Origin of the sequence: Paenibacillus riograndensis SBR5, from assembly GCF_000981585.1 — a bacterium.
Taxonomy (GTDB): Bacteria; Bacillota; Bacilli; order Paenibacillales; family Paenibacillaceae; genus Paenibacillus_AQ; species Paenibacillus_AQ riograndensis.
This window is the reverse complement of the sequence record NZ_LN831776.1, coordinates 4,878,597-4,892,854: the sequence shown is the minus strand read 5'-3', so window position 1 is coordinate 4,892,854 and position 14,258 is coordinate 4,878,597. Positions and strand designations below refer to the sequence as shown.

Here is a 14,258-nt window from a genome sequence, read left to right as displayed (position 1 = left end):
GCAAACCGTCTTGATCCGCTTGTTTATTCGCCTTTCACTAAAATCAATATCTAAAAAAGCTTCTGAACAAGCTTGTAGATCAATACCGCTGCTTCCTTGTTCAGCATAGGATCCTTCGGTCTGTATTCCAGCGCTCCGTTTGCAGCCTGGACGTCAGGGCCGAATAGCTGTTGTCCCGCAATGTACTGTACCCCTTCGGATGCCCAGGGGGAGGCGGGGGTTTTCAGGTCGGCTTTTACGGGATCAGCATTCAGCGAGATCTTGACCATCCGCCAGATGAAGGTAGCCGCTTGCTCACGTGTCAATGGCTGGTTAGGGCCAAAGATGCTGCCGGGGAGTCCCTGAACAATCCCGTAATCAACCGCCGTCTGGATTACAGCTTCATAGGGGCTGCCTTTCGTGTCAGAAAATACAGATGGCCGGGTAGAAAGCTGGAATCCCGCCAGTGGCATAATTTGTGAGAGAAACTGGCCTCGCGTCACCGCCTTGTCTGGTTTGAATTCGTTTGTGCCGCCCGGAATAGCCCCAAGCTGAACCAGGTAATAAATAGATTTGGCATAAGGATGGTTTACCGGGACATCGCTGAATATGGGGGGCACGGGGATCTTCTCCGCCCAGCTGTCTGTCATGTTGTAGGAAAAGTAGGTAATGTTCCCGTCCGCATCCGCTTTAAAACCGGCAGGGGTTCCTTCTTCGTCATAAAACAGCAAATCGTCCGCCTGGCGCAAGGTATGGGTGCCCAAAGCGTCGCGCACGATCAAGGCACCGTCTGTTGCGGTAATGTCATAACGCAATACAGGTGTGCGCAGATGGCGGTACAGTCCCTCAAACCGCAGGAGCTGCTGCTTATCCGGTGCCGGCTTCAGAAAAGCCGGTCCAGCATCCGTTTTAGGGAAATAACGGCTCATGAACTGCTCAAAGAAAGGAAGCCGCAGGTTGCCTTTGTCACTGTTCAAGGCGAGGAACATACCGGTGTTCTGCCCGGGCAGCAGCCATAGATTGGAATGGAACCCCGATAAATCGCCGCCTTTTTCTACGACTGTATGCCCGTTGTAATCTTTCGGATAGTTCGTCTCAAAGGCATAGCCGGCACCCGGAATGTCCGGATGGATCGTGACGCTTGTATGCTCCATTGCTTTTATTGAAGCTTCCGTCAGGAACCGCCCATCTCCGGTTTGCCCGTTGTGTAGCATTGCGAGCATGAACTTGGCCATATCGGCTCCCGTAGAGAACATCCCTCCTTGCGGAGAGTTGTCAGGCACGTTCTTGATTTGCTCTAGCTGCTCAAGATTGTTGTCGTAGGGAGTGGCGATGGCTTGCTTTACCTTGTCGTTAAAAATAAAGCTGCTGCTGTCCATGCCGAGCGGGTTGAAAATATTTTTGCTGACATAATCCTGAAACGGCAGTCCGGACACTTGCTCGATGATATACCCCTGCAAAGTAAATGCGAAGTTGTCGTAACGGAAAACTTCCCCTGGCTTGCGGACAACAGTAGGCATCATGTCATTCAGGTAATTCTTAAGTGTATAAGACCTATCAGAATCAACGTTGTCTGCATTATCAAAGCCAGTCGTATGGGTCATCAGATGCTTCAGTGTAAGCGGTGCTCCCGTTGTATTCGGGATTTTCAGATCCGGCAGGTAGGTTTGGACATCCTTGTCCAGATCAACCTTTCCGGCTTCAGCCAGCTGCATAATGCCGGCAGCAGTGAACAGCTTGGATACAGAAGCCAGGCGAAAGAGTGTTGTATCCGCGTCAACCGGCCGCTTTGCAGCAATGTCTGCATAACCGTAGCCTTTGTTCAGGAGCACCTGTCCGTCTTTGACGATGACCAGCAGGGCGCCTGCCAATTGTTCTTTGACCTCCTTTTGTTCAAAAAATTGCGTTGCAAAGGCTTCGACCCCGGCTTTGTCCAGCTTTACAGCCGAAGGGGACACTGGGGGGGCGGCCGCAGCAACTACAGACGGTAGGAGCAGGGTAGCAGTGAAGATGAGCATAATGAGCGGATCAAGAATTTGAAGTCTTGCCGTTGACAAAAGCAAAACAGAGGATTATTATGGTTTTAAATTTAGTAAATTAGTAATTTAGTAAATCAGTGAATTAGTAAATGAAAATTGGAGCGTGTACAAATGAAAATCCCAACAACGTTAAAACATAAGCCAGTAGTCGTATCAGAAGATTATGAGCAAGTGGACGGCCGGTATGCCCGGAATACGGATGCGAAGGGTCTCTCTCTGGGACTGGCCCAGTGGAATGACCGGGGGAAGGTTGATATTTCAGCAAAAGTATGGAGACATACGGGGGAGAAATGGTCGAGACAGTCCGAAGAGCTGCCGATGCACCGTGTCCTGGACCTTGCCATTCTGATCTGCAGCAGCAGCTTATATTTTCAGGATGCCTACCGGTTTCCGAAAATGTATGACCCGGAGAACCCGGTAATTGACCGTATCGGGCTTCAGGGGGATGCCATGAGTGTATCCGTGTGCGCAGACAATCCCATGATTGATAATGATATCAAGCTGTTTGCCCAGGCGCTTAGTGATGATGGAGAAATGATTGGAGAACGGCTGCGCGTATTGTCCCGGCTGTTGAAAGACATGGGGTATTAAAGCCTTAAAGAGGTGAGAGGGTATGAGCAAGCAAGAAACAACTATGCTGTCTCCAGCAAGACAACTGACCCGTGCAGAGCAGGAGCTGGTCTGGAATAAGCCGTTGTCTCATAAAGTCAGCGAAGAAGAGAAGCGAATCTGTAGTGAAATCAGGCGCAACTGGAACCGCGGGGAACTGAAAATCGCCAATATCCTGCTGGAAGGGGACGCCGGCTCCGGAAAAACACAGCTTGCAAAGGCACTGTCCGCTGAGTTGGGATTGCCGTATACGAAGGTGACCTGCTTTGCGGATATGGATAAATCGGATATTATCGGGGCGATCCTTCCGGTGATCCCGGAAGAAGATCTGCAGAAGCTGGAGCCTGCGGAGCAAGCCGTCTGGAACGCATTATATGAAAATGACGGTTTTCAGAGCACCGCTGAAATCTTGATGAGTGTGCTGGGGATCAGCCGGGAGCAGGCCGCCTCTAAGCTGAAGCTGCTGCTGGCGAAGGTGGCGCAGAACAGCGGTGACGAAGCGGTTGAATATCGTTTTTACCCTTCGGAGATCGTCAGAGCCTATCAGCAAGGTTATCTTCTGGAGATCCAGGAACCTACCGTTATCCGGGATGCCGCGGTGCTCATGGCGCTTAACTCGGCCCTGGAGCTGGACGGGAGCATTAACCTTCCGACAGGAATTATACGCAGACACCCGGATTTTATCGCAGTCATTACGACCAACCGCAGTTATGCAGGAACCAGGCCGCTGAATGAAGCTCTGCGTGACCGGGTCCAGCATACCGAGAAGATGGATCTGCCCGCCAAAGAGATCATGATTGAACGGGCCATCTCCAAAACCGGCTACACGGATGAACGGGTGCTGGGTGTACTGGCAGAGATTATTATGGTTCTGGACAGCACAGCCCGGGCGAATGCGATTAAAGGTGTGGCGGGGATGCGTTCTTTTTTCTATTGGGCGGATGCGGTTGCCGGCGGAGCTTCAGCCAGAGAATCCCTTTATCATAAAGTCATCTACAAGATCACAACCGATTCCGAAGAAATCAAGCTGCTGGAAGAAGCTTTAAGAAGCCATGGCTTGTTCTCGGGTCTTGATGAAATCGAACGGGAAGGTAAAAAAAAAGAATCGTTGCGGAACTGGAGCTAAAAGCATGGGGGGACATCGGCGATACTGATTTTGACCCTGGCAAGGAGGAAGAGGAACAGGGGGTTGCGCTGAAAAAATCTGCGGACAGCGACGAAAGCACAGCTGATGTTCCTGATTCTTCAACCGAAATGGAACGCTCAGATACCGAAGAAGACGGTGCTCCCAGAGTTCATCAGGCAAATCCTGAGCTGAAGTCTGAAGAAGCGAGACAGCAAGAGCGGGACTTCCGCAAAAAGCTGAACCGCGAGGCCAGAGAGACAGTGTCTGGTTCCATCCACAGCAAGATCAAACTCATTGTTCACCGTCCGGATTTCGATTTGGACTCCAAGCGGGAATATCAGAGTCTAAGCAGGGAGCTCTTGCCTGTTGTCAGAGAAATTGCCAGAAAAACCATGCCGCTGCTCGCACATGATGACTCTTTTGATTTTGCGAAACATCAGTATTATGGCAGTAAATTTCAGGCGGACAGCATTGCTTACCGTGATTTCAGGTATTTTGCGAAGAAACGGCCGCCAACTGACTCTCCCTCCCTGGCGGTCGGTGTTAGAGTGGACGAATCGGCATCCATGTCGGCTTTTGGAAGATTGGCGGCTGCCAAACAGGCGGTCATCGCCGTGTACGAGTTTTGTCAGCTTTGCCGGATTCCGGTGTTGATCTACGGGGATACAGCAGATGTCTCCAGGCTGGAGCAGATGTCCATGTACGCCTATGCGGATTTTGAGCACCCGGATGCTAATGACCGGTTCAGGCTCATGGGGATTCGTGCCAGAAGCAATAATCGTGACGGGATGGCATTGCGAGTTATGGCGGACCGGTTGGCTGGTTCAGCAGCGCAGACCCGGTTGTTGATCAGCATCAGTGACGGGCAGCCCAAGGCCTTGGAGGATTATACCGGTTCCTTGGCCGTCCAGGACATGCAGCAGACCTTGGCCTACTATGAACGCAAGGGAGTTACATTTCTTGCAGCCGCCATCGGCCAGGACAAGGATGTGATTCATGACATCTACGGGAGTGACAGATTCCTGGATATTTCCCATTTGCCGGAGCTGCCCGCACAGCTGGTCCGGATGATTGCCCGGTATTTGTGATTTTATTCTATATAGAGTGAACTTGAAAAACGAACAAAAGGGAAAAGGGATGGAGGGGAAGTTTGGAACTGGAGGAGCGAATGCGTCCGCCTTTGTCTGCGGATTTCCACCGCGAACAGCGGTACCAATCAAGAAATCTGCAGATGGGCAGCGGCCGGAAGTCCAAACATTCACCGTAGTCCCGACGAAGTCCCTAATGTAAAGATCTTAAGTTCACTCTATATACTGTGGAACTAGACAACGGCAGAAATGACGTTGTTGAAGTTCCTGCTCTGGTCTATCCAGAATACCCATATAAGTCAATTTCATAAGCTATCTATTAATTGAACTCATTAGCTGGAAGAAGTATTCAGGTTGATGAGTTTTATTCAGGTTATACCATGAATGTAATGTATCCGGCGCAAATACATCTAATTGCTTCAGTACTTCTACCGCAAATTCCAGGGGTGCTACTCCTGAGGCAGTAACCAGATTTGTGTCCGCTGCTGCAGGTCCCGGCTCATAAAATTTTTCTCCTTTATACTGAGGACAAACCATTTTCAGATACTCTAAGTCATTGCTGGTATGCTTCCTGGAATCCAGGTATCCCATATTCGCCAGTCCCTCGGTTGCACCGCAAATTGCAGCAACAATAGCGCCTCGCTTTAATGCTTCGCCAACTCTTTTCAAGACAGCTTGATGAACAGGTTCTCCCCAAGTATTCCCCCCAGGTAAAATTAATAGATCTTTACTCGCAAAAGTGCACTCATCAAGGGATATATCAGGTTGTATGCGCAATCCTCCCATCGTAGTAATAATTTCTTTATCAACGCCTACGGTAACTACTTTTAAAGGGGCTGCATCGGTTTTGAAATATCTTCCTGTGTTTAGCTCAGCAATTAAATATCCATACTCCCAGTCTGACATTGTATTCAATACATAGAGATAAGCTTTTTGGGTTCGCATCCAGTAACACTCCATTCACATTTGATATAGCCTATTATAAAATCACTTCCCTGACAGCTAACGTCAGGGAAGTGATTTGTTTGCTGAAATTTTTATTTCGTACAAGCGTGTATAGACAGGTATTCAGAATTAGGAACGATGAAATTCTCCCTGGGATTATACATACCGTTTAGAATGGACACAAAAAAGCTCTGCAGGCCGCTAGGGTCTGCAGGGCTTTTTTAATCCATGCAGGGGTTAAGCCCTATTCGCTGCTTGAGGGGGCACTTCCAGGACCGGACAAAAATCCGGATTTGAGGTGCAGAGCTGGCGGGTGAATTCCGGCCGGAGCATGGAGAGCTCTTCGAAATAACTGCTGAGTGCATGATTCAGGCTGACGGAACCTTTTTGGAACGAAAGGGGGCAGAACTCTCTGACATGACTGTAATAATACCGTTTGTCCCGCTTGGGCAGCTTGAAGATCGAGGGCGGAACATAGGCGGCAGAGTCAAAAAGATTGGCAATGCGGTGGCTGTTCGGTAAATAGCGGGTACTGGCTTTTGCGAAGGCTGGATCACCCACACGGGGTGAACCATACGTATACAGATGCGGTGTGCTGAATGAAGTGTTGGCAGCAACATCAGGCGCGCACAGTGTGGCCAGTGCTCCGCCGAGGCTGTGACCTGTAATATATAGTCTTTTGCCGGAGGATAACCGGGAGAGTGCGGAGTGAATCCCGCTTCGGGCTGAGGTATATATGTTGGTGAAGCCGCGGTGGGTCAGACAGTCTTCCTGAATATATTTGAACTTTTTTTGCGTGGCATTGGCGTTGGAGATCCAGTTGGCTGTTGAGCTGCTCCCGCGGAAGGCGATTATGATCTCTTCTGGAGATTCGATAATGAACCCGAACCGTTCCCACACCTGTCCTAACGATTTTGCCTGAATGGTGTGAGTGACAGAATAACCAGCGGGAATGGTGAATGAACCGTCCGCATGATTAAACTGGGCATAGGTCTGTCCGCAGACAGCCGCCAGAAAGATGGCCCGTTCTTCAAAAGCCTGATTATTGCTCACATGCATCCCGCCCTTCCCTCTAATTCTATGTATGTCAAGAGCACAGGATGGGTGCCTGTCGCTGGAAGAAAAAATGTTCTAAAAAAATTTCTACCATTTTCTGTATCAGTCTATATGGTAAAATGATTTGAATGACCCTACAGGTCATGTGGGGAGAACAATGCTATCAAGGGAGGATACTAGAATATGCCTATCAAGTTGAAACCTTTGAAAGAAGAGACTTAACTGAAGAAGAATTGGCCAGATGGGGAGCGGCGTTAAATTTAGGTGAAGAAGGACGGGAGCAAATTAAGGGCAATGAATTGAGTTATTATATGGACCAGCTGGATGCAGTAAGACGGACGACGCTGGAATGGTTCCAGACTGTGGATGACGAGTGGTTATACAAGGAGGAACCATTCTGGGGTGATCAACCGGCAAACTACTATTTTATGTGGTTTCATGTTTTTGAAGATGAGATTAACCACAGGGGGCAGATCCGAATGATCCGTAAAAGATGTGACGTGAGGTTACAGAATAAAGGGTGAGGCCGCCTCAAAGCGAAACCTATTGGTCAAGTTTGCGTCTATACTTCACAGGAATAGGGACCCGATATTGCAACCGGAGAGGACGGATGATATATGGTGAAAAAATGGCTGGTCGCCCCAATGCTTGCCGCTTCATTGCTTATGGCCCCAATGACGAATGCTGCTTCCTCCGCATATTTCAAGTACACACTGGAAAACGGAGGGCAGGTTACCAGTCCGGCGCTGCTCAAGAATGGAATTACCTATGTGTCAGCAGGTCTCTGGGAGTCATCAGGCCTTCAGGCCACCTGGGATAAGGCACATCAGAAGGCGCAATTTCTGGGATGGAACAAAAAGGTTGGGGTTCGCATAGGGAGCGCAAAGGGGGTTCTCGACGGTACAATCGTTGATCTTGGAGGTATTCCATTTGTGCATGAAGAGCAGTTGTATGTTCCGGCACGCTTCCTTGTCCGTTCACTGGGTGGAACAACGGTGAGCTGGGATGCGGCTCAGAACCTTTATATTGCCCAAGGGCTGAAGGTTTTCTCCAGCGCGGGTGCAACCTATGGCGGAAAGCAGTATACCGTTGATAAAAAAACCGGAAATCTTTATGTAGCCGATCCATCGGGAGAGCCCAAATTGCTGGCAAAACTCGGGTCTGAGCTTTATGACATGGTTCAATTTGATTTTAAAAAGACCCCGAAGGGCCTGCTCTACCTGACCATCACGGATGTGTACGGGGAGCCGCATATCAACAATAAATGGTATACGCTGATCCTCAAGGATGGAATGGTGATCCGTCAGGACAGCGTAAAATACTGGATGCGTTATGGGGAAAATGTGAAAATGTACGGCAATACCCTGTTGCTTACCGATGGAAAAAAGCTGCGGCTGATCGAAGATGGAACAGGGAAGGTAACTTCCGTAATAGATTTGGTCAAGCTTGGCGGTGAGGCTGATACGTATTTGGTAGAGGGAATGGATGATGATTTTCTGCTGATTCGTCCGAATCAGAAGGGGCTTCTCCTGCTGATCGAACGTAAGACAGGGAAACAAACGTTGTTGTACCAAAACCTGCTTGACGCTGAGCAGCAGAAATTTGCGGAAACGAATGATCTTCCGTTCTATGGAGACAATCTGAAATTCATCAAGCGTGAAGGGAATGCGCTGCTTTTTACCAATGAGTATGTGCGGGATGGCAAGGTTTATAAATACCTTCTGCCGGGGAAATAGATTAAGTGCGGTAGACTGAACTAAACGCTTCGGCGCCATTTGAAAGGGGAAACCATTTGAACCAGGTATTATTAATCATCGATGCGCAGCAGGAATTAATGGACGGGAACCAAAAGGAAAGTCCGGTATTCCATAAAGATCAGCTTATCCAAACGATCAATAAAGTGATTGAAAAAGCCAAACAATCCGGTGTTGAGACTGTATTTGTGAGGGATCTTGATGTCGCCGGGGGAAAAGATGCGGGCTTTCAGGTGCACAATGAAATTCTTATGCCTGCAGATGCCAAAGTGTTTGATAAAAAGGCAACGAATGCTTTTCACGGGACCGGACTTTTGCATTATTTAAAAGAGCAGCAGGTTGAACATGTAGTCATTATGGGCTGTAAAACACAGCATTGTATCGATACCGCAGTCCGGACGGCTACCGTCAGTCATTTCGATGTCACCTTGGTTGGCGATGGACATTCTACAACAGACAGTGATGTCCTGAGCGCAGACCAAATCATCAGGCATCATAACAGTACGCTGCACGGACACTATAATGTCGAACACTTTTCGCTGGTCAGAATGTCGGAGGAAGAACTGTTCCGTCCAACCCATGACTCATACAGATAATGGAATACAAACGAACGGCTCCCATCCGGTGAAGGATAGCGGGGCCGTTTATTTTTAATTGTATAGTTGCGGACTGAAGCGGACAGAGGAGCCCTTATTTTGCCAAAAATCTTACTTTTTCAGCAGTTACGGACTCTGGAGCCGTTATATCGTTCGATGGAGCCTGGAATAAAGGGGAAAGGAACAAATAAAGGGTTTCTTCGCAGGTGCTAGTTGGAAAAAGTGGACTTATTTTTCCGAAAATTAAGAAATCCTGGGAGTTAAGTGGATAAAGTAAAACTAATTGGGCTACTTTTCTTGTCCAATGGCGAAATGGGCTGAATTAGTGTCCCTTTTTCCACTTCATCTGCCCGAGGATAGGTACTCCGGCAAATTAGTTAACCTTTTTCCACTTAAAAAGTTGCCGTAGGTTTCTGCGGAATCGTTCTCCAGGTAACGCTAGAACAAAGTCGGCTGCGCTGTCCCGGCACAGCGGTTTTGTTCTTTTCAGAAACCTACAGTTAGGAAGGGCGGTATTTTATTGGCAAGACCGTTATCTTAAATTATGATGAAGATTTTTATTAAACAGAAACGCTGATCTTTGGAAAAGGAAGCACCACCACGGTTTCGAATTTTCCGTTTTTGGCCGTGGTTTTTAAATGACCGCCATATTTGTCGGCAGTCCGCTGCACATTGCTTAAACCGATTCCGTGCAGCCCGGGATTTTCTTTCCGGGTTTGCGTCTCTGACGTGGAGGGATCGGCCATGGAATTGCCAACATAAATAACGAGTGCATTGTTGTTGGAATGGATATGGAGATGAATGAACCTGTTTTCGGTCCCGCTGACCTGCTGTGCGGCTTCTATGGCATTATCCAGAAGGTTTCCTAAAACAATGCATAAATCATAGCGGTCAATGTTAATTTCTGCAGCGGTAATATGGATTTTGTGTTCCATGGCAATCCGGCGGTCATAAGCGATGCTGAGTGCATTGCTGATTAAGGCATCAATCGCCAGGTTGCCGGTGGTCACTTTTTGGCAGGAAGCTTCTATTTGAAGCAATATCCTGTTGATATGTTCAATGCCTTCCTGAGCATGGCCTTCTTCAATACAGGCACGTATGTATACTAAATGTTTATTGGTGTCATGAATAATTCGTTTGATACCCATGAATGAATGTACCGTCTGCTTGTAGCTGATATCCTGGGCGTCCATTTGTCTTTGCAGCCGGTAATTCACCTCCGCCAGCCTGAAAATTTCAATCATCCTGTCGAACAGGAAGATGATCAGGAAATTGATGCCGAGAATACCGATAACAGACAGGACGTACCAAAGATTTATTCTGGAGTAAAAAAACAGCGTATTCAAAATGAGCAGGCTTATTAAGATAATCAGCGTCATGATGAAGTAGTAGCTTTTACTGATTTTATAGTCCTGCCCCCGCTTGATAAAACGGATGACGGTGATGAACAGCAGTATAATCAAAGCGGAAATGAACAGGATGAGCAGGCGCTGCTCCAGCCTGGATAATTGGTTAACCCCGTGGGCCGGGCGGATGGCAAGGATCAGGCAATAAGACAGCGATTCGGCGATGAATCCAAGGATAACATACAGGGCGCTGAAAATGATCTGGGAACCGGGCCGGACAGAGTAGAGCCGGGCAATCCAAAAGGTACTGGCCATGGACAAAAGTCCGGTGATGGGCATGGGGAAAAAGGAAACGGACGATGTGAACAAGATCGCTCCGGCCAGTAAATAATGAAGTATAATGATTTGCAGCTTCCGGTCCGGAGTATGAAAGAGAACCGAAAAGTAACGGTTCAACAGAATCAATTCCAGTAAAGTTGTCCCCGTAAACAATGCAGTAGGCAGTATGGCTACCCTCTCCCTTGTAATTCTTCCAACACGTATTGGGCATAGACATCCTTAATGGTCTTCGATTGGGAACGGCCTATGGGGTATTCTTCATCATTGGACATCACAACGGAGGTGGCGGTAAATCTGCGGACATGCTCCAGATTAACGATAATGGAACGGTGAATCATCAGGAACAGGCTGCCCAGCTTATCCGAATACTCTTGTAGAGTGCCGTTTATGATGTACTCTTGAGCTGCTGTTATTACTTTAAGCTTGTTTTGGGCCAGCGAATGCTTGATTTTGACCATGGCGATAATTTCGGGCTTTCTTAATACGATTTGCCCGTCTTCCACCTTGATGGTGAAAAAACGGTTCGAGGAAGAAATGAGGTAGCTGCACAGCTTCAGTGTTTTTTTCTTGAACAATTCATAGGTTACCGGTTTGAGCAGGTACTGAAAGGTTTGAACATCAAAGCTTTCCATCATGTATTCGGGATAGCTGGTCAAAAAGATAATTTGTACGTCACGGTCTGGCAAGGATCGGATCTGCCGGGCTGTCTCAAGCCCGCTAATGCCGGTCATTTCGACATCCAGAATCAGCAGATGATAGGCATACTCCCCTTGCATTGCTTTATAGTGCTGCAGGAGCTTTTCGCCGGAGGGAAAATAATGGACATCAAATGAATAGTTTGTCGCTACCGAAAGTTGTGAAAAGTACCGCTGCAGCTCGTTGCGGACCCCGGCTTCATCATCGCACACCCCCACGTGGAACAAATATTTCTCTCCTCTCATCTAGTAAAGTTATGTAAGATTTGGAAGTATATCTGACAAAAGTATGCGTTTGCATGTCCTATTATACCATTAACATACATAATGTTCCATTTAATTAACAAATACGCTATATTCGATTTGGGGGATGTGAATGATAGATTATATTGTGAAACTAATCACGCTGCGAAGCGTCCAGCAAGGCATTGTGGAAGAAAGGAATGCACCGGTCATCCGCTACGGGCTGCAGGCCATGATCGAGGTTACAATCATCGCCATGTCCATGATCGCCATCTCTGTCTGGTTCAACCGGATACCTGAAGCGCTGGCCTGGCTGGGAGCCGTTATGGGGTGCCGGAGCTTTGGCGGGGGTTATCATGCGAAATCATTCAAGGCCTGTTATTTCATTTCAGTCACTATTTTCATAACGACCCTGGCATTTGTGGATATCCTGCCTCCCCTGTGGGTGAGCTCTATTGTGATCCTGTTTGTTGGGGGCTCTGTGGTTCTGTTTGCCTGTATGAACGTGATGTCCCGGCAGGGTGGACAAGCGGATACAAACGGCCGCCGCACACTGCAGAAGATATCTGTTACTGTACATATTTCATTTTATGCTTTTGTCCTGTCTATGATTTTGCTGCAGCTGGCCGGCACCGCCGTTTTGGCTAGTCTATGCGGCTGCCTCATTTCTCAGTTTTCCGTACTGATCCAATTAAAGGGGGAGAATCAATGAAAATGGTCCAATGGCCTTTGAAATCGCTTACGATGCTGGCCGGAATGTTCGCTGTGCTGGGTGCCAACATAACCTGCTGGTGGATTGCCCATGAGCCGGAAATGCCGGAAGAGGTAAAAAAATTGCATAAGCTGCAATAACGCAACACTTCGGTGTAATTACGTGTGAGGATGTGAGTCAATGAATGCAAATACGCTATTGTCCAAGGTTAATGTGATCAATGAGGATTTGGGCGAAGAGTCACTGGTGCTCGACCAGAATAACGAGATGTTCTTTTTGAACCAGACAGCCAAATATTTATGGGAACACTGTAATGGAAGAACAGTTTCTGAAGTAGCCGGCTTGCTCTATGACCAATGCCTGGATAAGGATGGACTTGAGTTAAGCGATATTATCACGGACTGTCTTGGCGCATTTGAAGAACTGGAGCAACGGGGATTTGTGAAAATCAGGAAATGAGGTGCTTATGTGGAATTTTTGTCGCCAGCCGAAAGTTTTAAATTAGGCGGTTGTTATCTGGAAATCACCTCCAATTGCAACCTGCGCTGTCTGCATTGCTATAACGAATCCGGCGTATTGCAAAGCCAGATTGATAAGCCGACCTTCATGAATATCATTAATGCTCTGCCGGATAATCCCGATACTAGCATTACCATTTCCGGAGGAGAGCCGACCACGCATCCTGAGTTCTGGTACTTTATGGATGAGCTGCAAAAGAAGCATTTTGGCATGGTACTGGTGATCACGAACGGCACCTATATTACAAAGGAAGTAGCCGAGAAATTTGCCTCCTATAAAGTTGCCATCCAATTAAGCTTAAACGGGTCGCGCGCTGAAATACATGACCAATTATGCGGACGCGGCAGCTTTAACAAAACGATGCAGGGACTGGATCATTTAATCGAAGCCGGCATGAGCGAACGCATTCTGATCCGCAGCGTGCTTACCAGCTTCAACAAAGATGATATCGTGAATCTGCTGAATATGGTCGCTGATAAAAAGATACCCCAGGCCGAGATAGCCGGATTGAGCAGCCTGGGCCGAAGTGAAAATAATAAAAATGACTTGTATCTGGACATTCTGGAGAAATCCGCACTCGTGCAGAGTCTGGAGAAAAATGCGGAAATTGTGAATCTGATCGACAGCGGTGTCAAAATTACACTCCCTGATGATTTTACAGGAGCCTGTCCTTTGTTGAGCGGCGTGACCGAGGAGGATGATAAAATTCCTTTAACACCGCGAATTGACTCTTCCGGGAATGTATTTCTGTGCCAATTGTTTACCGATGTCCAGTATGCGATCGGAAATGTCAATCAGGCCAGCCTGCCGTCGATGCTGCAATCCCCTGAGATGATTAATCTGATCCGGTTTTTTCAAGTAGGACAGACCTATATGAACAAGTGCCAGTCCTGTATTTGGAATCACAATTGCGGCAAGGGCTGTGTGGCAATCGCCGTGGCCAACGGGGGATCCATCCAGGATACCGATGGCTGCTGCAAAGTGAGAACGAAATATTATGTATCCGAGCTGAACAAAAACAGAAAAACATTGGTACCCCAGTAATAATGGGGAGCCACTTGAAAGGAGGTGAAAAAAATGAGCTATATCAAACCGATGATTGAAAAAGCAAGCGCTGATTCCATGATCACTCCTGCAGCGTGTACTTCAGGCTTCAGTTGCCCAAAAACCTTCAACTGTGGTAGCTACTCCTGCAAAAACAACTTTAAATGC

The 14,258-nt window shown here is 47.8% G+C and carries 15 protein-coding genes; 10 read left to right on the top strand and 5 right to left on the bottom strand.

The genetic code is table 11. The features are described from left to right. Nucleotides 1-50 precede the first annotated feature (50 nt). Nucleotides 51-2,036 carry a serine hydrolase domain-containing protein gene (locus tag PRIO_RS20760; RefSeq protein WP_167345646.1) on the bottom strand — a complete coding sequence of 662 codons (1,986 nt, stop codon included), beginning with the start codon at nt 2,034-2,036 and terminating at the stop codon, nt 51-53. A gap of 93 nt (nt 2,037-2,129) precedes the next feature. Between PRIO_RS20760 and PRIO_RS20755 the strand changes: the two genes are divergently transcribed. The 3 genes from PRIO_RS20755 (at nt 2,130) to PRIO_RS20745 (ending at nt 4,841) form a co-directional block, all read left to right on the top strand. Then, a complete protein-coding gene (locus tag PRIO_RS20755; protein WP_020431884.1) occupies nt 2,130-2,609 on the top strand; it encodes a DUF6530 family protein in 480 nt (159 codons plus the stop codon). 22 nt (nt 2,610-2,631) lie between these two features. Further along, on the top strand, nt 2,632-3,753 hold the full coding sequence (locus PRIO_RS20750; RefSeq protein WP_020431882.1) for an AAA family ATPase: 1,122 nt from the start codon (nt 2,632-2,634) through the stop codon (nt 3,751-3,753). A 128-nt stretch (nt 3,754-3,881) separates the two neighbouring features. Beyond that, nucleotides 3,882-4,841, top strand: coding sequence for a vWA domain-containing protein (locus tag PRIO_RS20745; protein WP_020431881.1), 960 nt, complete (start codon nt 3,882-3,884; stop codon nt 4,839-4,841). A gap of 312 nt (nt 4,842-5,153) precedes the next feature. Here the strand turns inward: PRIO_RS20745 and PRIO_RS20740 are convergent, their stop codons facing one another. Both PRIO_RS20740 and PRIO_RS20735 read right to left on the bottom strand, forming a co-directional pair. After that, the gene (locus PRIO_RS20740) at nt 5,154-5,786 is read right to left on the bottom strand and encodes a type 1 glutamine amidotransferase family protein (RefSeq protein WP_046504481.1); all 633 of its coding nucleotides are present in this window, start codon (nt 5,784-5,786) and stop codon (nt 5,154-5,156) included. A gap of 237 nt (nt 5,787-6,023) precedes the next feature. Further along, nucleotides 6,024-6,845 carry a lipase family protein gene (locus tag PRIO_RS20735; RefSeq protein ID WP_020431878.1) on the bottom strand — a complete coding sequence of 274 codons (822 nt, stop codon included), beginning with the start codon at nt 6,843-6,845 and terminating at the stop codon, nt 6,024-6,026. A 140-nt stretch (nt 6,846-6,985) separates the two neighbouring features. On the opposite strand from PRIO_RS20735, the gene PRIO_RS20730 reads away from it, so the two are divergent. The 3 genes from PRIO_RS20730 (at nt 6,986) to PRIO_RS20720 (ending at nt 9,192) form a co-directional block, all read left to right on the top strand. Then, the gene (locus tag PRIO_RS20730) at nt 6,986-7,366 is read left to right on the top strand and encodes a DUF664 domain-containing protein (RefSeq protein ID WP_231869727.1); all 381 of its coding nucleotides are present in this window, start codon (nt 6,986-6,988) and stop codon (nt 7,364-7,366) included. A 93-nt stretch (nt 7,367-7,459) separates the two neighbouring features. After that, nucleotides 7,460-8,578 (top strand): stalk domain-containing protein, encoded by a 1,119-nt coding sequence (locus PRIO_RS20725; protein WP_020431876.1) that lies wholly within the window; start codon nt 7,460-7,462, stop codon nt 8,576-8,578. A gap of 56 nt (nt 8,579-8,634) precedes the next feature. After that, on the top strand, nt 8,635-9,192 hold the full coding sequence (locus tag PRIO_RS20720; protein ID WP_020431875.1) for a cysteine hydrolase family protein: 558 nt from the start codon (nt 8,635-8,637) through the stop codon (nt 9,190-9,192). A 560-nt stretch (nt 9,193-9,752) separates the two neighbouring features. Here the strand turns inward: PRIO_RS20720 and PRIO_RS20715 are convergent. Both PRIO_RS20715 and PRIO_RS20710 read right to left on the bottom strand, forming a co-directional pair. After that, the gene (locus PRIO_RS20715; protein ID WP_020432461.1) at nt 9,753-11,030 is read right to left on the bottom strand and encodes an ATP-binding protein; all 1,278 of its coding nucleotides are present in this window, start codon (nt 11,028-11,030) and stop codon (nt 9,753-9,755) included. A 17-nt stretch (nt 11,031-11,047) separates the two neighbouring features. Further along, nucleotides 11,048-11,818 carry a LytR/AlgR family response regulator transcription factor gene (locus PRIO_RS20710; protein WP_081487311.1) on the bottom strand — a complete coding sequence of 257 codons (771 nt, stop codon included), beginning with the start codon at nt 11,816-11,818 and terminating at the stop codon, nt 11,048-11,050. Nucleotides 11,819-11,948: 130 nt separating this feature from the next. Here PRIO_RS20710 and PRIO_RS20705 point away from each other — a divergent pair, with 130 nt between their 5' ends. From PRIO_RS20705 to PRIO_RS20695, 4 genes are read left to right on the top strand one after another with little or no spacing between them, the layout of a single operon-like run. Next, nucleotides 11,949-12,527, top strand: a complete 579-nt coding sequence (locus tag PRIO_RS20705; protein ID WP_020432464.1) for an accessory gene regulator B family protein — start codon at nt 11,949-11,951, stop codon at nt 12,525-12,527. Then, entirely contained in the window at nt 12,524-12,667 is a 144-nt protein-coding gene (locus tag PRIO_RS34995) for a cyclic lactone autoinducer peptide (RefSeq protein ID WP_020432465.1), read from the top strand. Before PRIO_RS20705 ends, PRIO_RS34995 begins: the two co-directional genes overlap by 4 nt. Nucleotides 12,668-12,707: 40 nt before the next feature. Continuing rightward, a complete protein-coding gene (locus tag PRIO_RS20700; RefSeq protein ID WP_020432467.1) occupies nt 12,708-12,986 on the top strand; it encodes a PqqD family protein in 279 nt (92 codons plus the stop codon). A 9-nt stretch (nt 12,987-12,995) separates the two neighbouring features. Next, on the top strand, nt 12,996-14,090 hold the full coding sequence (locus tag PRIO_RS20695) for a radical SAM/SPASM domain-containing protein (RefSeq protein ID WP_020432468.1): 1,095 nt from the start codon (nt 12,996-12,998) through the stop codon (nt 14,088-14,090). The last annotated feature ends 168 nt before the right edge of the window (nt 14,091-14,258 follow it).

Bases quoted from the DNA above. Each gene is read 5' to 3' on its own strand.
- PRIO_RS20740 (WP_046504481.1), bottom strand. From the start codon at position 5,786: ATGCGAACCCAAAAAGCTTATCTCTATGTATTGAATACAATGTCAGAC.
- PRIO_RS20755 (WP_020431884.1), top strand. From the start codon at position 2,130: ATGAAAATCCCAACAACGTTAAAACATAAGCCAGTAGTCGTATCAGAA.
- PRIO_RS20705 (WP_020432464.1), top strand. From the start codon at position 11,949: ATGATAGATTATATTGTGAAACTAATCACGCTGCGAAGCGTCCAGCAA.
- PRIO_RS20710 (WP_081487311.1), bottom strand. From the start codon at position 11,818: ATGAGAGGAGAGAAATATTTGTTCCACGTGGGGGTGTGCGATGATGAA.
- PRIO_RS20745 (WP_020431881.1), top strand. From the start codon at position 3,882: ATGGAACGCTCAGATACCGAAGAAGACGGTGCTCCCAGAGTTCATCAG.
- PRIO_RS20725 (WP_020431876.1), top strand. From the start codon at position 7,460: ATGGTGAAAAAATGGCTGGTCGCCCCAATGCTTGCCGCTTCATTGCTT.
- PRIO_RS20730 (WP_231869727.1), top strand. From the start codon at position 6,986: ATGTGGGGAGAACAATGCTATCAAGGGAGGATACTAGAATATGCCTAT.
- PRIO_RS34995 (WP_020432465.1), top strand. From the start codon at position 12,524: ATGAAAATGGTCCAATGGCCTTTGAAATCGCTTACGATGCTGGCCGGA.
- PRIO_RS20735 (WP_020431878.1), bottom strand. From the start codon at position 6,845: ATGCATGTGAGCAATAATCAGGCTTTTGAAGAACGGGCCATCTTTCTG.
- PRIO_RS20750 (WP_020431882.1), top strand. From the start codon at position 2,632: ATGAGCAAGCAAGAAACAACTATGCTGTCTCCAGCAAGACAACTGACC.
- PRIO_RS20700 (WP_020432467.1), top strand. From the start codon at position 12,708: ATGAATGCAAATACGCTATTGTCCAAGGTTAATGTGATCAATGAGGAT.